Raw genomic sequence first — 19,964 nt, forward strand, 5'->3', positions numbered from 1 at the left:
GCGGCCCTCCCTTCGGCGGTGGCGGTGTGGGGGCAAGTCCCGGCGCGCACACGAGCGGTGAGCCTGATGACAGCGGCACGGCCCCGGGCGCGTTCGTGCTGCCCGCAGGCACAGAGCCAGTCCGCGACCGGTAGGCCCTCGCACTGGATCTGAAGCCCCGGGGTGATGCCGGTGACGGTGACCGTGTGCGGGTCAGGACCAACAGCGATAGGGACGCCCTTGCGGGCGGCGACCTTCGGCTCGCCCACGCGCGGCCTTGGCGGGCCCTGGACGGCGCCCTGACGGCCTTTCATAGTAGTTCGGGATGCTTTATTCATGTCGCGTGCTCGACAGTCGTCTCAAGGCCGTTGGTGACCGCGCGGCGGGCGTACGCCTCCGGAACGCCCACCAGGGCGGCGGCGGTGACGATCTCCTCGCCGATCGCCGCGAGTCCGCACGGCCCCGGGCAGGTCGCGTGCTGTGCGGCGAGGAACCGCGCGACGCCGAACGCCTGTGATCCGGCGCCGGATTCGGTGCGGGCCCGTACGAGGGCGAGGCCGCGTTCCAGGCCGGTGCGGACGTAGTCCTCGGTGTGGCGGCACCCGGTGGCCACCTCGCGCGACCACGTGGCGCGGGTGGGGAGGGAAGAGTCCACCTCCCCGGGGGCGGGGGTGGCGTCTTCCTTCACCACGACGGCGCGCACGGCGTCCGGCAGCGTGGTCACGGGTCCGGTGCCGGGTCCCAGCCAACGGACGTAGGACATAAGCGACTTGATGTCCACGCCGGGCCGGACCGCGTTGTGGGAGGGCATGACGCCCCGGTAGATCCAGTGCTGCCCGCGCGTCGTCGACACGACCCGGGTGGTCGGCAGGGTCTCGCGGGCCCACGCGACGGAGGCCGTGTTGTCGAGGTCCACCACGGTCAGCCCGGCCCCACCGGGGTGGTAGCCGACGCAGACGGCCCGCTCCCATGCCGACGTCCACAGCGGCGAGGTCACGACGGCGGGGTCAGTGGTGGCAGCGGCCCACGCGTGGCACGGGGCGGTGCAACGGCAGGCGCCGGCGCGCTTCATGTTCGGCCGCCCACCACATGCGTTCTTCGCGCACGTGCGGCAGTTGCCGAACGGCACCTTCCCGTCCCGGAGCGGCAGCACCGGCACAGCGTGCGCGGCCAGATACAGCGCGGTCCGCAGGTGGGCGATCGTGGTGCTCATGCGACCGCCCCCAGCGTCCTCACGCTGGCGAGGTAAGAGCGACCGATGAACTCGCTGTAGGCGGGCGGGATGGCTTCGGTGAGTTCCTCGCGGACGTCGGTCCACGTGATGCCCATCGCGGCCTGAAGTTCCGGCACGGACGGCTTGCCGCCACCGGCGCCGTACGCGGCGACGTAAGGGCCGTCGTAGAACCGGCCGTGCCGATACCCGCGCACCCGCCCACGGTGCGGAACGTGCGCCGGCCGGTCGGCAGTCCAACCGCCCAACTCGAAGTTGCGGTGCCGGATGACCCCCAGACCGAACATCTCACCGCACAGCGTCAGATCCTTGCGGATCGCAGCGCGGCCGTTGGGTTGCTCGATGACGTACGGCAATCCGGTCGCGTCCAACAGGTCACGGACGGGAGCGACCATGTCGACGTGGGTACGGCCCCATCCCTGCGAGGCGTTGGTGCCCACGGTCAGGGCGCATCCGTGCTGGCACGGCGGGGAGGCATGGACGAACGAGTACCGGTGGATCTCACCCGACGCGATCAGGAGAGCGAGGTAGGTCAGCGCGTCGCCGTGGTGGTAGGGGAAGGGGTAATTGGGACGGTCGGCAATGTCGCAGCCGTCCACGGCGAACCCGGCGCGGTAGTAGCCCATCGCGACACCGCCGGCACACGAGAAGAGATCCAGTAGACGCGGCCGAAACACGCGCCCCGTTCGAGTGGCCGGGGCTGAGAAGCCCTCGCCGAATACATGCAGTTGGGTCATGCTGTTGGTCTCCTGTTCTGCAACGTCGGGATCGGAGACCGTGGGCGGTGGGCTGTCCTTGTCCGGGAGTGCCGCCGCCCACGGGCAGAGCTAAAAGGGCGGTTCGTTGCTGTAGCCGCCGGGTCCCCACGGGTCACGGCCGTTGTCGCGGCGACGCAGCCACCGGGGCCGGTACGGCAGGGGCATCAGGAACCAGCGCCGGGACTCGTTCCAGCAGTCGCACGGCTCCCACTCGTCACCGGCGTACTCGCCGTTTTCGTCGCCGTAGGGGTGCTCGATGCCGCCGAATCCCTCGCAGTTGGAGCAGTCGGGGCGGGGCGTGTCGGTCAGGACCAAGGACCGGCGGGGCCAGTGGGCGACCTGAATGCGTAGTCGGATCACGGGTGTTGTTCTCCCTTGTCAGCCGTAGAACTTGTTGCGCTTGATGACGGCCTTGCGGATGTTGACCGTGGTTCCGCCGCTGTGGCCGCTCGCGCTGAACACCTGCACGGCGATCCAGCCGCCGAAGATGACGGCGGCGAGGATGACCAGTTGGGTGATCAGGGCGGTCAGGGCTGTGATGAACGCGGTGAGCATGAGCAGTCCCCCGCACACGGCGAGGAACCCGACGCCCCCGAGCGCGATGTTCACCGCCGCCCGCGAGACGGCCGGCTTGGCGGCGACCGGTTCGGGCTTGGCGGGCTCCATGGCGTAGCCGGTGACGACGCGGCCGTCGGGAAGGACGATGCTCGTCACGGCCGGGATGATGCCCGGCTGCATGGGCATGAGCGGGGCGGTGTGGGCGGGGACGATCGGGGTGGGGGTGTGGACTTCGACGGCGGCTGTCTCGTGTCGGGCCGGGCGGCCGTACGCGGTGGGTTCGTTCACGGTGCTGGTCTCCCTTCGGGTCAGCGGCCGACGCCGGGCACGGCGTCGGTGAAGGCGGTGACGAGCTGGTTGACGGTGTCGGCCGCGCCGGTGTGGGCGAGGTAGAAGCCGAAGAGCGCGACAGCGAGGGCCGCGCCGGCGCCGACCGCGCGGAAGCGCAGCAACAGACCGACAAGGACGGCGAGCAGCAGAACGAGCGGGATGGTGAGGACCACGGGTGTCTCCGGCGGGTCAGCGGGTGCCGGCGCGGTAGGTGCGCGCGGCGCGGTTGTAGATCCAGCGACCGACGCGTATGCGCTTGCCGGTCGCGTCGCAGCGGCGGCAGTCCTTGCCGCGCTTGGTCTTGCCCTTGCGGTCGGTCTTGAAGCCGTGGCCCATGCCGTGGCACTTACGGCAGTCGCCGAACGGGCTCAGCCAGCACTTGACGACGTAACCGAGGGTGACCATCAGTAGGAATGCGGCAGCGAGCACTGCAAGGCTCATCAGGGGCCTCTCAGAGGGTGTTTGAGGGGTTTCCGCAGGTCAGCAGCTACGCGCTAGCGGCCTGATCAGGGGTGGTTTCGGTCGCTAGCAGGGTTGCTACCGGTAGCGACGCCTGCCGCTACCGGTAGCAGGCTGTGCGACCTATCCGGCGTCCCGTTTCTGGTTGCGCTGTGTAATCGCGGCGGCGATGTCGTCGCGCTTGATGCCGCGCTTGTTGACCTGTTCGCCGTCGATGCGGCGGCTGATCTGCATCGTGCCGATGCCGTGCGGCTTGAGTGCGGCGGTGAGTGCTTCCGCCTTGGGCTTGGGCTCCAGCTCCGCCCACGGGCCGTAGACCTCCGGGCGCAGGTCGGCGAGGCGGTCCACGACCGTTTCCGACCACACCTTGACCTCGCCCTTGCCGAGCACTGCAGCGACGTCGTCAAGGATCGTCGCGGACATCTCGACTGCCGGAACCTCGCCGACCGCGTCGCCCGACAGGGTCCCTTCCGCCTCGCGCAGCGCGGCGGCCCTGGTCAGGATGCGTTCGGCGTCGCGGCCGTCGGCGAGGTAGGTGCGCACGATCCCGGAGTCGTCGGACATGCCCTTGAGCAGACCCACGCCCTTGTGGGACTTCAGCAGCTTGGACGCGTCCAGCCCCTCCGAGTACGAGCCCGCGCCGAGGATGACGTCGGAGACCTGATAGGCGCCGACCCGCAGCGCGAACCGGGCCTGGTGCTGGTCACGCAGCTCCGAGGGGCACGCCTTGTCGTCCGGCTTCTGCGTCGACGTCATCACCGAGACACCCACCGCGGGGGCAACCCGGGCGAGGTAGACCATCAGGGAAAGGATCTCCTTGCCGTGCTCGGGGTGGGTCAGGTACTCCTGCACCTCGTCGACCACGAACAGGGTCAGGGGCATGTTCAGCTTCTTGTCCCGGCTGATCTCCGGGGTCAACTTGCCCTCCGGGCAGACGTGCAACGGCAGTTCGGACAGCCGGTGGTAGCGGTCCTCAACGTCCGCCTTCAACTCCCGCAAGGACGCCAGCAGGTGTCCCACCGGGTCGATGCCGTTCTTGGGCACGATGCCGAACCCGATGCGGTGGGCGACCAACGCGAACTTGCGCCAGTCCGGCGACGCCTTGCCGTCGAACACGTACAGGCGCACGTACGGGTCCAACGCGGCGGCGAGCGCGATCGTGCGGGCAGAGAACGTCTTGCCCTGACGCGGCACGGCGCCCACCAGCAGCGACAGCCACAGCATGGTGGCCATGACCGCGTTGCCTCGCTCGTCGACACCCCACGGGAACGGCTTCCAGAAGTCCACCCGCGTCGCCCCCAACAGCGGCGACCTGCCCGACGGCACAGCGAGCGGGTCACGGTCGGCGATCCAGTACGACACCCGACGCCCGCTCGTCTCGTCCTTGTCCAGGAAGAGCTGAGTGGGGGCGATGTCCATACCGGAGGCGAGACGGGCGTGAGCCTTCACCGCGTCCTCGAACGTCTTGCCGTACGGCAGATCCACGATCACGCGCCATCCGTCCCCGTCGCGGCCGATCGGCCGGGGGAAGGAGATCGTCTGATCCTTGGTGGTCAGCCCGGCCGCCTCGTGTGCTCGGATGACGATGTCCGACGACAACTTGCGCTTGCGGAACGTCACCTTGGCCATGTCGATCAGCGGCCGGTCCGCCGGCGCTCCGACCGCCCCGAGCGTGGTGGTCAGCGTGGCTATGGTCAGCAGGAGCAGCCACGACGGGGCCATGACGAACAGCGTCACAGCGGCGGCGAGACCGACAACTCCGGCGACGAACGCAACGATCCCGCGCAGGCGGACGCGGTCGTTGCGCTGCCGCGACAGCTTCAGGTACTCCGCCGCGTCCTCGTTGGCCACGGAGTGCAGACGCAGCGACTTGCCCTCTGCGTCGAACACCCACCGGCCGATCGCGGCCGACCAACGCCACGCCCCGCGCGGCGAGTACCACAGCACCTTCGGCGTGTAGATGCACGGCAGGCGTACGGCGTGGTAGCCGATCACAGCCGAGTAGTGGCGAACGGCCCACTTGCGGACGGCAGTTCGCTGATCGGGAAGCTTCACCCAGTCCGGCAGCACCGGCAGACGGGCCTTGTCCTTGGCCTCCATCCATTCCGCGACCGAGGGCGGGTAGACCTCGCGCGGCGGGTCGACCGGCGCCCCCTCGGTCAGGCCGTCGGCCTCCGGGTCGTCAGTGTCGGGGAGTTCGGCCTCCCACTCCCCCGGCTTCACCGCGCCCTCGCTCGGGGTGGTCGGGTCGGGGTCGGTCTTCTTCTTCAGCGGGAACGGCAGCACGGCGGCCGTCGGCTGTTCGGTGCCCTCCGGGTCCCCGGCGGGCGTGAAGGCGGTGGTCTCGGTCACGATGTACGTACTCCTTCGGGAGTCGAAAGGGTCCGGCCGGCTTGCTGTAGGAGGCGGACGGCCGGACCCGCCAAAAGTGGCGGTGATTTCGACGAAGGCTGGAACGGAATGTTCCATGTCGATTTAGGCGGCGCGCTGTTCCTCGGGATAGGCGCAGGTCACGCAGGTTCCGAGCGTGGACGGGATGACGTATCCGGCGTCCCGGTGGCACTCGGGGCAGGTGCGGCGGGCGCGCATCATCGCGGCGTGGGCCCGCCACCGACCCGGGGTCATCGGCCGGACCGGTTTGGCGAGGTCGACGCGGTACAGGTAGGCGACAAGCGGCGGGCGGCCTCGTCGCCGGGGGCGTTCGAGCTGGGCGGCGACGTCCTGTCCGCCGGGGCGCAGGTCGCGGGCCCGCAGTTGACGGCGGGTGGCGTAGCCGTCCGGGGCGAGGTGCCACCGGAAGACCGGCAGCGTGCTCATGCCGCGCCGCGCCGTCCGGGACGACGGCCGGCCACCGACCCGAGCAGCCGCCCGAGACGGGCCCGGCGAGGACCCGACCGGCCCGACCGCTTCGCCGCATACATGGCTTCGTCAGCGCGGTGCAGCAGCGCGGACAGGTCCTCACCGGGGTGGTCGGCGGCCCGTACCCACCCCAGCGACACCGTGGTGTGCACCTCGGGAGCGGTGTCGACCGGCCGGGCCAGGACACGGGCAAGGGTGTGCAGCCGATCGGGCATCGTGCCGTCGCGGTCGATGACGACGGCGGCGAATTCGTCCCCACCGAGCCGTCCCACGACCCCGCGCGGGGTGGCACCATGGGCAAGGCGGTCGGCGATCGTGGCGAGCAGCGCGTCACCGGCCGCATGGCCGAAACGGTCGTTGATCTGCTTGAAGTGGTCGACGTCCGCCAGCACGACCACCGCGCGCGGGTCGCGCAGCAGGCGACGGGCCCGCCGGGTGAACGCGTCCCGCGTCCACAACCCGGTGAGCGGGTCCCGGCGGGCGGTGGTCAACCGGCTGTGCAGCCACCGGGCATGGACCGCCCACCCGAGAGCGGGCACGGCCGGTAACAGCGCGGCGAGGATGCTCACGGCGTCACCGCCGTAGTAGCGCGTTCGGCGAGCAGGGCGTCACGCAGCATGCGGGCGTTGGCGGGCGAGGTGCGCAGGGCCCGGCGGATACCCTCCCCAGTCACCTGAGCGTCCGTCAGGCCAGCCGTCGCCTTGCGCGCTTGTGCCATGAGCTGTTCAGGGGTGCGGCGGCTGCGGGGCGACTTGGCAGCGACCGGGACGCGGCCCGTCGCCCGACGCGGCACGATCGACGCGGCCGGGACCGAGCGAGAGGGTGCCGGGGCGATCGGGACCGGCTTCACCGCCGGGACGGCGGCGGGCACCGGCTTCGTGCCGACGCCCGACTTGCCGAGATCGACCGGCGCCGGGTCGGGCACCACAAGCCGCGTCACCACGACCGTGGGAGTGCTCGATACGGGCAGGTCAGAGGTAGACCGTTCTCGACTACTTCCAGCCGATTCCTCCGCATTTGTTTCCATGGTGTGCCCCGGGGCGAGGGCGGGGGTTGTGCCGCCGAACATCGACGCAAGCGCCGCGTCCGCGCCGTCGGTGATCCGGTCGCGCTGGACGTCCAGCAGCCTCGATCCGAGCGCGGCATCCCCGACACCGACCTTGCGGGCCAGCCGCCACGACTTGCGCTCTGACCACTTCTTGACCCGATCGCTGGGGTGGTGTGCGGCACGGGCGCGATGGTAGGCGAGGGCCTGCACGATGTCGGCGGTGCGCCGCTCGTTCTCCGCGTCGCGGCCGTCGGTGTGGACGACGATCCGGCGAGCCAGGAACGCCATGCCCTCCGCCGACACGGACATGCCCATCGGGGTCAGGGCGTAGATCACGGTCCGCCCCGGGTCCGGTGCGGCCATGGCGCCCATGACGGCGGCGGCGGCCGGCAGTGCCCACAGCCCGGTCCGCACGACGCGCGGCGAGGACTGTCCCAGCATGGTCAGTCCCAGCAGGACCAGGGCGAGAACAGCGGTGGCGCCCTCGCCAGCACCGAGGGCGCCGAGCGCGGTTCCCGTGCCGTAGGCGTGCCCGATGTTGCTGTAGGTGCCGATCCCGCCGACCACGCCCGTAGCGAGCATCGGCACGAACGCGGCCGTCAGCACACCGATCTGAACCCTCGTCAGCGGCTTGCGTGCGCTCATGACTGATCACCTTCCTGCGAGGCGCAGAGCTGGGCCTCCATGAGTTCGGCCTGCACGTCGGTGACCTGGCCGTCAAGGATGCGCTGGTAGACGGCCTCGCTCTCCAGGAACATGCGGTCGTCGAAGTTCATGTCTCCGCTCATGCCGCTTCCCCCGTCCCCGACCGGAAGACGCGAGCGGAACGCAGGAACGGGACCGTGCGGGTCAGGGCGTCCGCGTACAGGGCGTCCCAACCGGCGATCTCGTCACCGGCCGCCGCCCCCGCACGCAGGTCGGCGAGGATGTCACGGGCCGCGTCCTGTCGGGCGGCACGCTCGCCGTCCGTCTCGAACTCCAACGGGCCCCGGAACAGGTCGACATCGATGCCGAGTGCCAGTTCCGCGAACTCGGTGTCGCCGTGCGCTTCCTGGCCGGCGACGAAAGTGCGCATACGCATGGTGGATCTCTCCTAGATACGTCGGGAAGTGCGCGGGGCGGTCGGCTGTCCTGTCCGGGAGTGCGACCGCACCGCGAAGTGAAGTGGGGCGAGGGGTTAGCTGATCTGCACGTGGCCACTGGTCACCCGGCGGCGGACGTTCAGGTGACCGGCGCCGGTGACGCGGACGCTGCCGGAGGTCGCATTCACGGACAGACGGCCCGTGGCCTGCGCCGTCGCAGCCATGCGGACGCTGCCGGAGGTGAGGTTCAGCCGGGCGAGATGGCCGCTGTAGGCGCCGACGTTGACGCTGCCGGACGTGAGGTTGATGTCCAGCGGGCCGCCCACCTCGCCGACGATGACGCTGCCGCTGGTGACCACGGCTTCCAGGTCGCCGACCCGCTCAGCGGTCAGCGTTCCGGAGGTGCCGTCGTACTCCAGCCGCGCCAGCGTGCCCGTGACGACGGTGTTCGCGCTGTGCGTGCTGATCACGGCCACCGACCGCGCGGGCAGGTGGATCGTCGCGGTGATCGGGGTGACCGCGTCTCCGGCCGGGCCGGTGCCGGTGACCTCGCGGCCGTTGATGAACACCTTGCCGCCGCTGTGGCCGCTGATGTGGACGTTGCCGTTGACGAACTGCACGCCGTTGCCGCCGGAGAACGTCATGGTGTTGCCGCCCACACGGATGGTGGTGCTGCCGCCCATGCCGCCGGCGACGTCCGGGACACGGACCCTGAGGTTCTGCCCGGTGAGGCTGACGGTGGTGTCACGGATCGCATCGGCGGACAGGCCGGAGGCGGCCTCCGTCGTCAGCACCATGCGCGCTTGCTTCAGCTCGGGGTCGACTACAACGCGGATACTGCCGGTGTTCATCGCCAGATCCAGGGCGATCGGGCCGACGGCGTCCACGGGGATGATGCGCTCGGTCATGGAAGAACTCCTGACTGCGTCGGGATGCGAGACCGGGCGCGGCGGGCTGTCCTGTCCGGGAGTGCCGCCGCGTCGGGAATGCGAGCCAACTCCCCGCCAGTAGCGGGGAGTTGATGTGAGGTAGTGCGCTGTCTCCTTCGGGAACACGGGCTCCCGTTTCAGGCGTATGGAGACGTGACCTTTCGGTCTTGAGCCCTCCGGTTGACCAGGGGTCCGGGTCCCTCGGCCCGCTCTGTCCCGGGCCCCTTGTCGTGCGCTCGATCGGCCCGCCGAAGCGACCCGAACAAGAGGAACATGTATTACGTGTTCCTCATCTTGCAGAGGGAGGTTCGCCCCGTCAAGCCCTTCGGCTGTTGGAGGTCTGCGAGTCCCTCGCGCTCGATGTACCTACAGACTGGCGTCGGCAGCGACGACGTTCGACTTCGCGGTTGCGCGGCTCAGGTCGTTCTTAGCTACCGTGAAGTCGAACCAAGTCGTCCCAGGAAGTCGGAGGTTGGCATGGCGAACGAGCGACTGCGCGGCGCGATAGTGGACTTGGGCCTGACACTCGATGAGGTCGCCGCACGGCTCGGGGTCGCGGCCAAGACAGTTGAGCGATGGATCAACGAACCTGAGCGCAAGCCATATCGCCGATTCCAGTTCGCAACCGCATCGCTGTTGAGGTGCGAGGTGTCGTACCTGTGGCCGGACGAGCGCACGTCAGCCGAGGTCGCGGCTGCCGGCAACGCGGAGTTGGTCAGGCTCTATCCACACCGCTCCGTCGTGATGCAAACCCTCTGGACGAACCTCTACTCCAAGGCGACCCGTCAGTTCGACTTGCTGGTGTACTCCGGGTTCTGGCTCACGGAAGACGCGTCGTTCCACCGCATCGTGAAAGAGAAGTCGGCCGACGGAGTGCCCATCCGCTTCATGCTGGGAGAGCCCACGTCGCCTGCCGTTGGCATGCGCGGCGAGGACGAAGGGATCGGCGCTGCGATGGCAGGCAAGATTCGAAACGCCCTCGTCAACTACGGCTCGCTCTTCGGCCTGCCCGGTGTCGAGTTCCGCCTGCACGGCACCACGCTCTACAACTCGATCTACCGGGCCGATGACGAGATGTTGGCGAACGGCCACCTGTACGGGGTCGGCGCCTACATGGCCCCCGTGCTCCACCTGCAACGGGTCCCGGGCGGTGAACTCTTCGACGCCTACGCTGAGAGTGTTGAGAAGGTGTGGGAGTCGGCCCGTCCGATCTCCTCACCCGCCGATTGGGAAGGTACGCGCTGATGAGCCGGATCGACTACTTCCGCGACCCGAACGCCCCGAAGGCCAACTCAGTGGTCCCCTCGGTGACGGCGGTGGTCCGGGACGATGCGGGACGTCTGTTGCTGATCCACAAGACAGACAACGACCTTTGGGCCCTGCCCGGTGGCGGCCACGACATCGGCGAACGCATCGCTGACACGGTCGTGCGCGAGGTCCGGGAAGAGACCGGCATCAACGTTGAGGTCGACGACATCGTGGGGCTCTACACCGACCCTCAGCACGTGTTGGCGTACGACGACGGCGAGGTCCGGCAACAGTTCTCCATCTGCTTCCGGGCCCATCCGGTCGGCGGTTCGCTGCGCACAAGCAGCGAATCGAAAGAGGTCCGCTGGATTGCTCCGGCGGACCTTGGCGGACTGGACATCCATCCTTCGATGATGCTGCGCATTCAGCACGGCCTCGATGACACACGGCGAGAGCCCTACATCGGCTGACCGCTACCGGAGACTTCGGCCATCCGGTCTCCGACGCGCTTCGACGCTGCATGGATCTCGGGGGCCGCGCGCTGGATGAACCGCCCGACGATCGTGTCCGCGCCGTATCGCTGCACGATCTCATCCAGCCGCTCAGCCGCCGTCGTCTGCGTCCCGTCCGGCGTCGTCGTCATGTCGCTGTACAGCAAGGCGTCCACCAGGTCGGGACGCTCTAGGTCGAACTCGTCCTCAAGCTCCTGACGGAGTCCGCGTTCCTCCGCTTCCAGCAAGGCACAGGAGTGATGCGCCACGAGACGAACAACCCGTTCGTCCGCACCTTCCTGATCCCTGAGGAACCGCGCGCCGTCCAGGGGATGAAAGCCCGTGACAGCAATGGCCGGCGAGTAACCGATGTCATGCAGCACGGCCGCGGCTTCCAGTAGCTCCGCGTCCTCCCCCAGGATCGGGCTCAGGGAGCGAGCGCGCTTGGCGACCCCTAGCGAGTGCTCCCACCGGCGCGGCAGCGGTTCGGAGAGCAGCGAATCGGAGAGCGTGTACGCCCACTCAGTCAGTCCCATGGCGGCCAAGACTACGGGCGGGTGGTAGGAGTTGGGAGAGCGCGCACGGTCCGCCCCTTGCCATGCACGGTGGCAAGGAGACCGTTTCCCTCCATCTGCGCCAGAACGCGGCGCACGGCAGTCCGGGATGCGTCGAACCGCTCGCACAGCTTCGCTTCGGACGGGTACGTGTCCCCAACCGAGAGCGAGTCTTCTTTGATCACGTCCGTCATGCGCTGCGCGAGCGACCGTCGGTCGCCTCCTCGGACCACGCGCCACCCAATCCCGGGGGCAGACTCGACAACCCCGTCAGCTTCGAGAACCTTGAGCGCACGGCGGATCGTGTTCCGCGAGACTCCGTGCGAGTGCATCAGACCGGCCTCGGACGGCAGGGTGTCGCCGCCCTGCTCCGCCTGGATCTCGCTTCGCAGCGCCTCCGCAATGACCAGGTAGGTTCCGCGCGGACTGGCCTCCGGCACCTCGGCTCCTCTCACGTCGCTCCACCTTTCGATGCCAAGGGTCCCACGACCGTTGCGGTTCGCTGATGACCATCGCCAGCACGCCCGACCTATTGAGAGTTCGCAGCCAGGTCACTGATCCTTTCCAGCCTCACTCCAGCGAGGCAAGGTGGTGCGCGAGCCGGGTTCCGACCAGGTTAATGATGATGGTGGCGTTGCGTGCACATCAATGACAGGCACTGGACGACTTGGGCAAGGCCCGCAGAAAGACTCCGAACGCGTAGGGGACTTCCGAAATGAAAGCCCTGGCACTCCCTTTAGGGATGGATTAACTGAGCGTCACTTTGGTGATCAAGTCCTCACCAACAGGCCGTACGCAAGGCCATGTAACAAGTACGCAACACAACGTTAAACCGTAGGCACCCGGCAGCCCCGAACGATGCAAGGTTTCCCCATGAGGAAACGAGCATTTCTCTGGGGCACGTTAGCCGTCGGCGCAACATTTTTTCTTTTGCTGATTTGGAAAGGCCCATGGTGGGCGGACTCAAAGCATTTAGGTCCCGCCCTGACCCCCGGCGCCGCAGCCGTGGTGACCGGATTCCGAACCGCCCTCGTGGCAGTAGGAGCGGGGGCCATAGCGGCAACAAGCCTGTACTACACCGACCGCAACTATCGCCACAGTCGAGACCTTCTCGAACATATGCGCGATAAAGACAATGAGCAAGCCGCCTTAACCCGCGAAGGTCAGGTAATCGACAGGTACGCCGCTGCAATAAAGATGCTATCTTCCGAAAGCTCCACAGGGAAGCTAGGCGGAATTTACGCACTGGAGCGAATCATGCATGATTCGGAGCGGGATCACCTAACAATTGCCGAAGTTTTGGCAGCTTTCGTGCGAGCCAATGCGCAACTCGACAACACCGCGCAAGTAGAGGAGATCAGCAAGAGATTCCCCGAGTTCTTGAGTGCGGCCTTAACTGCACTCGGACGCCGCCCTAAACGAGAAGAACCTTTTCGCATCGATCTACGAAAGACATATTTACTTAAATGCGACCTTAAAGATTCTAACCTCAGACGCGTCCGACTGGGGAACGCAGTACTCGACAAGGCAGATATGAGGCGTGCCATCTTGAGTGAGGGGTGGCTCAAGGGAGTCAGCCTCAAAAATGCGTACATGGGGCAAGCCGATTTGGAGGGCGCTATCCTGGAAAATGCGAATCTAACCGAGGCAAACCTTAGCGGAGCTAATATTTCGAAGGCCGACCTGACTAAAGCTAACCTCACTGGCGCCAATTTACAAGGAGCGAATTTGTCGGGCGCCAAGCTGGATGGCGCCGTATTGGCCGGAGCGAATTTAAAGGGAGCTAATATCGCTGACGCCAAACTGAGCCAATGCCGCGGGTTGACTGTGTCTCAATTGACATCAGCCGAGGGATTCAAGCAGGCCGAGATTCCTCAAAATCTTGAGTAAGAACTCACCGAATGGGGTGGGCCGCTTGGCCCGCCTGTACGGTCTGCTCCGTAAACCCGCATAGACGGCCATGCGAGCGGTTAGCAAGAATGCCATCACGTCATCACATTACGCGCCAGAGATCGGCCCCGGACGTGCAGCAATCAATAGTCAGAGGTTTAGCGTCCTCTGCACAGCCGTCCCAAGGACGTGCGCCATACGCACAGGTACGGCGTTGCCGATCTGCCGTTCAATAGAACCGTAGTCGCCTTGAAAATCGTAATCTGCCGGGAACGTTTGCAACGTGGCAGCCTCACGCAAGGTGATGCCACGATGCTCTTCCGGGTGAACGAACATGCCGCACGCCGGTGTTGTGCATCGGGTGGTCATAGTTGACGCAGGAGAATCCCACTTAAGGCGGCCATACGACGCAGTGGCGTGTTTTGTGCCGACCCTCTTGTGACAATCGAGCTGATGTTCTTCTGGGAGGTCTAGGCGCCCTCCACCAACGGGGATCGCCTCAATACGACGCCGAACCTTGTCAGAATTCTTCCGATGACGGTTTAGCGGATCTCCTGCTCTATACGTATCTTCCAATTCGGAAAAAGCGGCTCTGACAGAGACGGAACCACGCAGGTCGGGAATAATCTCGGCAATATCATCCGGCAATGTCCGCCGCTTCCCTCTAACGGCGAGCATAATTAGACGACGCCTGCGTTGCGGTACAGCAAAATCGGACGCCTCGAACCGATAAACCATTGACACATAACCAAGAGAGTAAAGCGAATCACGCACATATTGCAGACGCGCATCCTTTGCCAGACCCGGAACATTTTCCAATAGAACGGCTTGCGGCATCAGCGCACGTACAAATCTAACTGTATGCAGAACGAGATCGTTACGCTCGTGATCAGTCAGTCCCTTGCCAGACGCAAGCGACGAAAACCCCTGACAGGGAGGGCAGGTCTTAAGCAATGTCAGTTCGCCGGGGGCTAACCCCAACTGCTTGCGCACCTTAGAGGCCTGTAGCGCACGGATGTCCGTTTCCCACAGGTGGGAACCAGGATGATTCTTGGCGTGGGTAGCGGCAGCATCGGATTCAATCTCGACCGCGCCCAGGACAGAGAAGCCAGCCTCCACGAGCCCCTGGGTGGCTCCGCCGGCTCCTGCGAAGAGGTCGATGGCAGTTGGCTTTGTCACGGCTGGATGTTAGCCCAACTTAGCGCTTCGTGACCATCGTGCGCCCCTGCAACTGGCGTGCGCCCTAGGCAAGCTGACGCTACATCATGCAGGATGTCGTGCCCATCGTCACCACCGCAGGGGGCCCTTGATGTCAGACTCGCCGAACCACCCTGAGCAGCTTCCCATGCACGCCCCCGACGATCCTGAGCGTGTGTCGGCCGCGATGTCGCCAAGCACCGACCCTGCACACGTCTACACGATGCGCATCAGTCGACTCACGATCGACAAGCTCGGAATCAAGCTCTACGACCGTGTAGCGGCAGTCTTGGCTGAACTAATCGCCAACTCCTACGACGCGGACGCAGAAGACGTAACTGTCACGCTTCCATGGGGAGCCTTCCTCTTCGACCCCAAAGCCCCTCACCTCTCCGCAGCATACGAGATCGTAATCTCTGACGACGGCCACGGAATGACTCCTGCCGAAATAAATCGTCACTATCTGACCGTGGGTGCCGATAGGCGCACTCGCACGGGAAGCGATAAGTCTCGCGGTAAGAATCGTCCGGTCATGGGCAGAAAGGGGATCGGTAAGCTCGCCCCGTTCGGCATCTGCAAGACAGTGGAGGTAATTTCCGCTGGGGGTGACAAAACCGAGAGCGGTTACCTAACCTCTCACTTAATCCTTCACCTCTCTGACATGCTTGCGGACACAGAAAAGGACTACCATCCAGAGACTGGCGAACTGGACGGCACATGGTCCGAGGAACACGGAACCACTATTAAGCTGAGAGATTTCTCTCGGAAACGTGTACCCAGTAAGGATGAACTCAATAGGCAACTTGCTGCAAGGTTCGGCCTTGAACGCAGCGATTGGCGAGTGTGCGTTAAAAACGCTTCTTCGATGACCGATAAATTTACACTTGGACGACTCAAGATTGACCTAATGGAAGGGACTCGAATTGATCTCGCTGACAGACCCGTCCCCTTCGAATCTTCTTTTCTCCCGGTAACTGGATACGTCGCTTACAGCGAGAAATCCTACAAGGACGCCACCATGGCGGGTGTCCGGATCTATGCCCGAGGAAAATTCGTGGCTCAGACGATGGACTTTGGCATCGTCACGGGGTTTCACGGGGAATTCAAACTGCGAAGTTCAATCGTGGGAGAGCTTCACGCCGAATGGTTGGATGAGGACGAAGATCTAATCCGATCCGACCGACAAGACATCATTTGGTCTTCAGACCTAGGGGAAGCTCTCAGCCAGTGGGGCCAGAGCTTGATGCGTGAGCTTGCGAAGCGGAGTGAAGAGCATACCCGACGCGCAAAGACGCGTTACTTCATGGAAACTTCACAATTGGAGCAGAAGCTGATCGAAGCAGCACCATCCGATCCTGTCTACCGGGATTCCGTCAAAGAAGCTGCGGCTCTCCTCGTGCGGGATTCAGACAATGATTCACTCAGGGACCCCGAGCATGTGGAGCGAATTAGTAATCTAGCTATGTCACTGGGGCCGCATCGAAGCCTTCTTCAGGCGCTCCGGGAAGTGGCCGAGACGACTGAAACCACTGTGGATGCCGTCATGGATCTCTTCCAGAAAGCCCACATTGCGGAAATGTACTCACTGGGCCAGGTGGCAGCCGAACGGCTAGATGTCGTGGCCAAACTGGAGGCACTGATTGGTGACGGAAGGACACTGGAGAGGCCACTACAAGAGCTGATCGAACAGGCTCCGTGGATCCTGGCTCCCGAGTGGACCCCATTGGGGATGAACGAATCCCTTAAACGAGTCAGGGCTAGCTTTGAAGCGTGGTATGCCAAGAAATACGGTACCGATATCAGCACCACGGCGATTGACCGGAAAGCGAAGGAACCTGATTTTGTCCTGCTTCACGACTCAGGGGTCCTCTGGATTGTAGAAATCAAGAGGCTCGGCTACAAGCTGACCGATGCAGAGTTTTTGAACGCAATGAGATATCTCCATTCATTGCGTAAATTCCTCGACGACAATCCTGAACTAGGACGCCAGTTCCCCTACAGGAGGCTGACGTTCGTGGTAGATAGCGTCGAACTCCTCGATGAGGTGTCGACCTCTTCGCTTGAGAATGACCCCAACGTGGCCCGAAAAACATGGCACGAAGTGCTCGATTCCACCAAGCGAGCACACAGGGACTTCCTTGAGCTGGTTGAATCGACCGCAGGTGGGTGGACCCCTGTGAGGCCGGACACGGCCCCCAGCATCGTCGCACCTCGCAGCTCCAACGAAAACCCGGCTCTCCCGGAGCTTGAACTGTGAGGCTATCCGGCCCGCTCCTCGGAGTTCGTGCCGGCTGACTCGTCCGCTGCGAGGCTGGCCGAGAGGGCGCGTCAATGGTCTCTGAACGGACAGTCGATCGGGTGCAGCCTCAAAGAGAGGCCGCACCCGTCTCAGTTTCCGTCTCGTTCATGGCCGTGCGCGGCCGTCCGTGACCGTTCGCCCCGCCTCATTGGGCACAGCGTCTGTACGGGAATGAACGCCAGTGAACACGTCCGGATCAAGCCCTGACCAGCCCGGACAAACCTGCAAAGCGAGTTACGCGGGTTCGATTCCCGCCACGGCCTCCAGAGTTGGAAGGGTGGCATCCCATCGGGGTGCCGCCCTTTCGTTCGGCTGCGCCGCAAGCAGGTGTACCGTCCCGGAGCCATGCCCTGCGGCTTCGTTGGTCGTTTTCGGCGTGGTCTACGAGGTAGAGGATGCCTCCGGACACAGCACACGCTGGAGGGTCTGAAGAAGCACGGTGTCGATGGCGAGGACGCGTTCAGTGTCCTGCAGCGCGTGGAGCAGTCGGTGCCCGCCGGTAACCCGCGGGTCAACTGCGCGTCCGCGGCGGCGGCTTACGCCACCCAGCGCGAAGCAAGCTGACGCAACCTGCGCGGGCGTCCGGTCGTCTTGCCCGGCATGGAGATGGTGAATCTGGACACCGTGGTGACGTGGGTCGACGCGCGCGACAGGCTGCCCCGGAGTGGTATGCCGGTGGCGGCTGCGATCACCGGGCGGTATCCGGCGGACGGCGACGCCGAGGGCGATGCCGCGCTGGGTGAGGAATTCTGGCTGGTACGACCTATGTACTTCACCTCCCTGCACTTCGGTGCGGACGGGACGGAGCACCGGGACTGCTTCGTCGACTCCGACGGCGTCGTCCGGCTGCCCTACGGGCTCGACAGTGCCGAGACCGTGACCCACTGGGCCGAACTGCCCACGCTGCCGGGCGAGATGACGACGCGTGCGGTGCTCGGGGAGGGTGTGCAGGCAGCTCTCCGGCGCGCCTGGAGCGCTCAGCCCGGTACCTGACTCACCTCGTCACGACCTCGCCCGCCACAGGTCCCGCAGCAGTGCGATCTCCGCCATGTGGTGGATGAATTCCAGGTTGGCTCCCGCCACGACGGCTATGTACGGGTCGTCGGGGTCGGAGCCGTACGGGTATTGAGAGAAGCCGACAGTGTCCAGGTCCTCTTCTGTCACCGTGGCTACCGCTGCCCGCCAGCGGTCGATCACCGGCCAGAACTGCTCCAACGTCACGGCCGCCGAGGGCGTGAAGTCGACCATCTGCTTCGGGTCCCGGCGTCGCTCACCGAACGTCCACTCCCACGCCCCCGCGAACTGGAAGTGCAGGTGGCCCAGGCGCCACGCGATCGTCGTGATCGGTGTCGAGTCCGGTTCCGGCTCGCCTGTGTGGGCGAGGACCTGCTCGACCCGTTCGACGCTCACGCTCCAGTCCTCGGCGATCTTGGCGACGGTCATGCCGCCGGCGGCCTGGCGGGCGACCTCGGCGTACTCGGTTGCCGGGATGTCCGGCGCGCCCAGGTCGAGCACCCACTCCCCCGGTCCGAACGCCCTCGGTGTCACCGCCTCGCTCCGGCGGCGGAGAGACCAGCAGTTGGGTGTCGGCTCCCAGAGGTACTCCTCGTCGCCGAGTCCCGTCAGCCGGACCTGGGCCATCTCCCGGGCCTTGTCGAACTGCTCCAGCAGCACGCCCAAGCGGTCGGTCCGTGTGATCTCCGTGTCCATGTCCTGTTCCCCCTCGCCACGTTGCGGTCAGGCGGAAGGAAGGTAACGGCTCACTTCACATCGGCGCGAACGAATTCCGCCACCCGCCGCCGCATCCGGGTCAGAGCACTCCTCCCGCCTCGTCCTGGAACGCCTCCGTCCAGTAGTGCGGGTGGCGTCGGCCGGTCGTCCCGGCGTGCCGGCCCGTCGGGTCCACCGTCGACAGGGTCTGGAGCATCGTCGTGGCCAACTGGTCGTACGCCTCTGCCGTCAGCTCGCCCGAGAGGTCCGCGTCGATCGCTCTCTCGCGGTGGAGCAGCCAGAGCGTGAAGGCGAGGGTCGAGACGTCCGTGTTGAGGGGAGCCAGCGTCGCTTCCGGCTCGCTCCAGGTCAGGATCTCGCCCGTGGCGCCGTCCACCACCAGGCTGTTGTCCTCTACGAGATAGCCGAGGCGGATCAACTCGTCGGAGCGGGCGGGGAGTTCGTCGGCGGGCTCGTCCTCGTAGTACTCGGCCAGGGTCGGGAGCGGGACGTCCGTGTCCAGTTGGAAGAGCAACGCGTCCTCGGGCAGGCCCGTCTCGCGCAGGAAGCGGCGGGTCGGCTCGTGGGTGAGGGTGGCGGGGAAGTCGACCTCCTCGAAGCGGGCGACCGTGCCCTGGCCGAACTCCTGGTCCAGCAGGCGGGCCGGGATGTCCAGGGTCAGGCCTGACGTCGTGCCCGGGCCCGCGACCAGGGCGAGCGGACGGATCAGTGCCGCCGCCTTCCAGAACGGGGGCACCTCGCCGTCGGTCTCCGACTCGAAGATCGAGAGCAGGTGGCGTGACGCCTCCGCCGCCGTCTGCGCGCCGTGGCGGCCCTCGTAGGACGCGAACTGGCCGCGCAGGGCGGTCAGTTCGTCGGTGGTCACGGTGAAGCGGGCCAGCGTTTCGATCGACGGGGCCAGTGGGCCGGTCTCCATCAGGTCCGGGCGGTCCTGGAAGAAGTACGTTGTGGCGATCTCGCCCGTCTCGCCGTCCAGCAGGATCGACTCCGCCTCGCCGCCGTCGGGTCCCCAGAGCGCGCCTATCACCAGCTGGTCCCGGAGCTCCTCCGCCAGCGGGTCGGGATCGCCCAGCGAGTCCGCGACCGTCCGCAGGCCCTCCCTGCGCAGCTCCTCGAACGTCAACAGGCCACTGTCACCCGGCAGTCCGGGGCCTGTCAGCCAGCGGCGCGTGGACGCGTGCGTGATGTACGGATCGAGGTCGTCCTCGGTCAAGGTGATCATGGTCGCCGTAGAACCGGCGTCGGTCCTGCTCATCGTTCCCCCGTGCATGGTTCCACCGTGCGTGAATCTTCCCCGTGCGGCACCGGTGTTCCGCGGTCG

Annotated in this window: 23 protein-coding genes; 5 read left to right on the forward strand and 18 right to left on the reverse strand. The window is 65.8% G+C overall.

Translation table 11 applies throughout. From position 1 onward, the window contains the following. Positions 1-313: 313 nt before the first annotated feature. The 13 genes from OC490_RS29605 to OC490_RS29665 form a co-directional block, all read right to left on the reverse strand. Positions 314-1,192 (reverse strand): bifunctional DNA primase/polymerase, encoded by an 879-nt coding sequence (locus OC490_RS29605; RefSeq protein ID WP_262061069.1) that lies wholly within the window; start codon positions 1,190-1,192, stop codon positions 314-316. After that, positions 1,189-1,836 (reverse strand): DNA methylase, encoded by a 648-nt coding sequence (locus OC490_RS29610; protein ID WP_262061070.1) that lies wholly within the window; start codon positions 1,834-1,836, stop codon positions 1,189-1,191. Before OC490_RS29610 ends, OC490_RS29605 begins: the two co-directional genes overlap by 4 nt. A 201-nt stretch (positions 1,837-2,037) precedes the next feature. Beyond that, complete coding sequence (locus OC490_RS29615; protein ID WP_262061071.1) at positions 2,038-2,328, reverse strand: hypothetical protein; 291 nt, start codon at positions 2,326-2,328, stop codon at positions 2,038-2,040. A gap of 18 nt (positions 2,329-2,346) precedes the next feature. Beyond that, on the reverse strand, positions 2,347-2,814 hold the full coding sequence (locus OC490_RS29620; protein WP_262061072.1) for a hypothetical protein: 468 nt from the start codon (positions 2,812-2,814) through the stop codon (positions 2,347-2,349). A 20-nt stretch (positions 2,815-2,834) separates the two neighbouring features. After that, entirely contained in the window at positions 2,835-3,029 is a 195-nt protein-coding gene (locus OC490_RS29625; protein WP_262061073.1) for a hypothetical protein, read from the reverse strand. A 16-nt stretch (positions 3,030-3,045) separates the two neighbouring features. Continuing rightward, positions 3,046-3,297 (reverse strand): hypothetical protein, encoded by a 252-nt coding sequence (locus OC490_RS29630; protein ID WP_262061074.1) that lies wholly within the window; start codon positions 3,295-3,297, stop codon positions 3,046-3,048. A gap of 141 nt (positions 3,298-3,438) precedes the next feature. Continuing rightward, positions 3,439-5,667: a cell division protein FtsK gene (locus OC490_RS29635; RefSeq protein WP_262061075.1), complete on the reverse strand. Its 2,229-nt coding sequence runs from the start codon at positions 5,665-5,667 to the stop codon at positions 3,439-3,441. 123 nt (positions 5,668-5,790) lie between these two features. Next, positions 5,791-6,132, reverse strand: coding sequence for an RRQRL motif-containing zinc-binding protein (locus OC490_RS29640; protein ID WP_262061076.1), 342 nt, complete (start codon positions 6,130-6,132; stop codon positions 5,791-5,793). Further along, complete coding sequence (locus OC490_RS29645; protein WP_262061077.1) at positions 6,129-6,743, reverse strand: GGDEF domain-containing protein; 615 nt, start codon at positions 6,741-6,743, stop codon at positions 6,129-6,131. Before OC490_RS29645 ends, OC490_RS29640 begins: the two co-directional genes overlap by 4 nt. After that, positions 6,740-7,867 (reverse strand): conjugal transfer protein, encoded by a 1,128-nt coding sequence (locus OC490_RS29650; RefSeq protein ID WP_262061078.1) that lies wholly within the window; start codon positions 7,865-7,867, stop codon positions 6,740-6,742. Before OC490_RS29650 ends, OC490_RS29645 begins: the two co-directional genes overlap by 4 nt. Next, entirely contained in the window at positions 7,864-8,010 is a 147-nt protein-coding gene (locus tag OC490_RS29655) for a hypothetical protein (protein ID WP_262061079.1), read from the reverse strand. Before OC490_RS29655 ends, OC490_RS29650 begins: the two co-directional genes overlap by 4 nt. Further along, the gene (locus tag OC490_RS29660) at positions 8,007-8,297 is read right to left on the reverse strand and encodes a hypothetical protein (RefSeq protein ID WP_262061169.1); all 291 of its coding nucleotides are present in this window, start codon (positions 8,295-8,297) and stop codon (positions 8,007-8,009) included. Before OC490_RS29660 ends, OC490_RS29655 begins: the two co-directional genes overlap by 4 nt. Before the next feature lie 102 nt (positions 8,298-8,399). After that, positions 8,400-9,212, reverse strand: a complete 813-nt coding sequence (locus tag OC490_RS29665; RefSeq protein ID WP_262061080.1) for a DUF4097 domain-containing protein — start codon at positions 9,210-9,212, stop codon at positions 8,400-8,402. A 498-nt stretch (positions 9,213-9,710) separates the two neighbouring features. On the opposite strand from OC490_RS29665, the gene OC490_RS29670 reads away from it, so the two are divergent. Next, positions 9,711-10,478: a helix-turn-helix domain-containing protein gene (locus OC490_RS29670; protein WP_262061081.1), complete on the forward strand. Its 768-nt coding sequence runs from the start codon at positions 9,711-9,713 to the stop codon at positions 10,476-10,478. Next, positions 10,478-10,951 (forward strand): NUDIX domain-containing protein, encoded by a 474-nt coding sequence (locus tag OC490_RS29675; RefSeq protein WP_262061082.1) that lies wholly within the window; start codon positions 10,478-10,480, stop codon positions 10,949-10,951. Before OC490_RS29670 ends, OC490_RS29675 begins: the two co-directional genes overlap by 1 nt. Here OC490_RS29675 and OC490_RS29680 read toward each other — a convergent pair. Further along, positions 10,939-11,508 (reverse strand): HD domain-containing protein, encoded by a 570-nt coding sequence (locus OC490_RS29680; protein ID WP_262061083.1) that lies wholly within the window; start codon positions 11,506-11,508, stop codon positions 10,939-10,941. The genes OC490_RS29675 and OC490_RS29680 overlap by 13 nt on opposite strands. A gap of 11 nt (positions 11,509-11,519) precedes the next feature. Continuing rightward, positions 11,520-11,966 carry a GntR family transcriptional regulator gene (locus OC490_RS29685; protein ID WP_262061170.1) on the reverse strand — a complete coding sequence of 149 codons (447 nt, stop codon included), beginning with the start codon at positions 11,964-11,966 and terminating at the stop codon, positions 11,520-11,522. A gap of 433 nt (positions 11,967-12,399) precedes the next feature. On the opposite strand from OC490_RS29685, the gene OC490_RS29690 reads away from it, so the two are divergent. Beyond that, positions 12,400-13,416, forward strand: a complete 1,017-nt coding sequence (locus OC490_RS29690) for a pentapeptide repeat-containing protein (RefSeq protein ID WP_262061084.1) — start codon at positions 12,400-12,402, stop codon at positions 13,414-13,416. A 150-nt stretch (positions 13,417-13,566) separates the two neighbouring features. On the opposite strand, the gene OC490_RS29695 is transcribed toward OC490_RS29690, so the two are convergent. Next, positions 13,567-14,595, reverse strand: coding sequence for a DNA cytosine methyltransferase (locus OC490_RS29695; RefSeq protein ID WP_262061085.1), 1,029 nt, complete (start codon positions 14,593-14,595; stop codon positions 13,567-13,569). Between the two features lie 166 nt (positions 14,596-14,761). Between OC490_RS29695 and OC490_RS29700 the strand changes: the two genes are divergently transcribed. Both OC490_RS29700 and OC490_RS29705 read left to right on the forward strand, forming a co-directional pair. Next, complete coding sequence (locus OC490_RS29700) at positions 14,762-16,870, forward strand: ATP-binding protein (protein WP_262061086.1); 2,109 nt, start codon at positions 14,762-14,764, stop codon at positions 16,868-16,870. Positions 16,871-17,518: 648 nt separating this feature from the next. Next, positions 17,519-17,905 carry an AQJ64_40280 family protein gene (locus OC490_RS29705; RefSeq protein ID WP_262061171.1) on the forward strand — a complete coding sequence of 129 codons (387 nt, stop codon included), beginning with the start codon at positions 17,519-17,521 and terminating at the stop codon, positions 17,903-17,905. Between the two features lie 9 nt (positions 17,906-17,914). Here OC490_RS29705 and OC490_RS29710 read toward each other — a convergent pair whose 3' ends face one another. Both OC490_RS29710 and OC490_RS29715 read right to left on the reverse strand, forming a co-directional pair. Next, positions 17,915-18,622, reverse strand: coding sequence for a DinB family protein (locus tag OC490_RS29710; RefSeq protein ID WP_262061087.1), 708 nt, complete (start codon positions 18,620-18,622; stop codon positions 17,915-17,917). A gap of 100 nt (positions 18,623-18,722) precedes the next feature. Then, the gene (locus OC490_RS29715) at positions 18,723-19,898 is read right to left on the reverse strand and encodes an SUKH-4 family immunity protein (RefSeq protein WP_262061088.1); all 1,176 of its coding nucleotides are present in this window, start codon (positions 19,896-19,898) and stop codon (positions 18,723-18,725) included. Positions 19,899-19,964: the final 66 nt, after the last annotated feature.

This window comes from Streptomyces sp. STR69, assembly GCF_024519455.1.
Taxonomy (GTDB): Bacteria; Actinomycetota; Actinomycetes; order Streptomycetales; family Streptomycetaceae; genus Streptomyces.

Excerpts from the sequence above, each read along its gene's own strand:
- OC490_RS29715 (WP_262061088.1), bottom strand. The coding sequence starts at position 19,898 with ATGAGCAGGACCGACGCCGGTTCTACGGCGACCATGATCACCTTGACC.
- OC490_RS29710 (WP_262061087.1), bottom strand. The coding sequence starts at position 18,622 with ATGGACACGGAGATCACACGGACCGACCGCTTGGGCGTGCTGCTGGAG.
- OC490_RS29640 (WP_262061076.1), bottom strand. The coding sequence starts at position 6,132 with ATGAGCACGCTGCCGGTCTTCCGGTGGCACCTCGCCCCGGACGGCTAC.
- OC490_RS29675 (WP_262061082.1), top strand. The coding sequence starts at position 10,478 with ATGAGCCGGATCGACTACTTCCGCGACCCGAACGCCCCGAAGGCCAAC.
- OC490_RS29650 (WP_262061078.1), bottom strand. The coding sequence starts at position 7,867 with ATGAGCGCACGCAAGCCGCTGACGAGGGTTCAGATCGGTGTGCTGACG.
- OC490_RS29680 (WP_262061083.1), bottom strand. The coding sequence starts at position 11,508 with ATGGGACTGACTGAGTGGGCGTACACGCTCTCCGATTCGCTGCTCTCC.
- OC490_RS29660 (WP_262061169.1), bottom strand. The coding sequence starts at position 8,297 with ATGCGCACTTTCGTCGCCGGCCAGGAAGCGCACGGCGACACCGAGTTC.
- OC490_RS29665 (WP_262061080.1), bottom strand. The coding sequence starts at position 9,212 with ATGACCGAGCGCATCATCCCCGTGGACGCCGTCGGCCCGATCGCCCTG.
- OC490_RS29705 (WP_262061171.1), top strand. The coding sequence starts at position 17,519 with ATGGTGAATCTGGACACCGTGGTGACGTGGGTCGACGCGCGCGACAGG.
- OC490_RS29690 (WP_262061084.1), top strand. The coding sequence starts at position 12,400 with ATGAGGAAACGAGCATTTCTCTGGGGCACGTTAGCCGTCGGCGCAACA.
- OC490_RS29630 (WP_262061074.1), bottom strand. The coding sequence starts at position 3,297 with ATGAGCCTTGCAGTGCTCGCTGCCGCATTCCTACTGATGGTCACCCTC.
- OC490_RS29655 (WP_262061079.1), bottom strand. The coding sequence starts at position 8,010 with ATGAGCGGAGACATGAACTTCGACGACCGCATGTTCCTGGAGAGCGAG.
- OC490_RS29670 (WP_262061081.1), top strand. The coding sequence starts at position 9,711 with ATGGCGAACGAGCGACTGCGCGGCGCGATAGTGGACTTGGGCCTGACA.
- OC490_RS29700 (WP_262061086.1), top strand. The coding sequence starts at position 14,762 with ATGCACGCCCCCGACGATCCTGAGCGTGTGTCGGCCGCGATGTCGCCA.
- OC490_RS29605 (WP_262061069.1), bottom strand. The coding sequence starts at position 1,192 with ATGAGCACCACGATCGCCCACCTGCGGACCGCGCTGTATCTGGCCGCG.
- OC490_RS29610 (WP_262061070.1), bottom strand. The coding sequence starts at position 1,836 with ATGGGCTACTACCGCGCCGGGTTCGCCGTGGACGGCTGCGACATTGCC.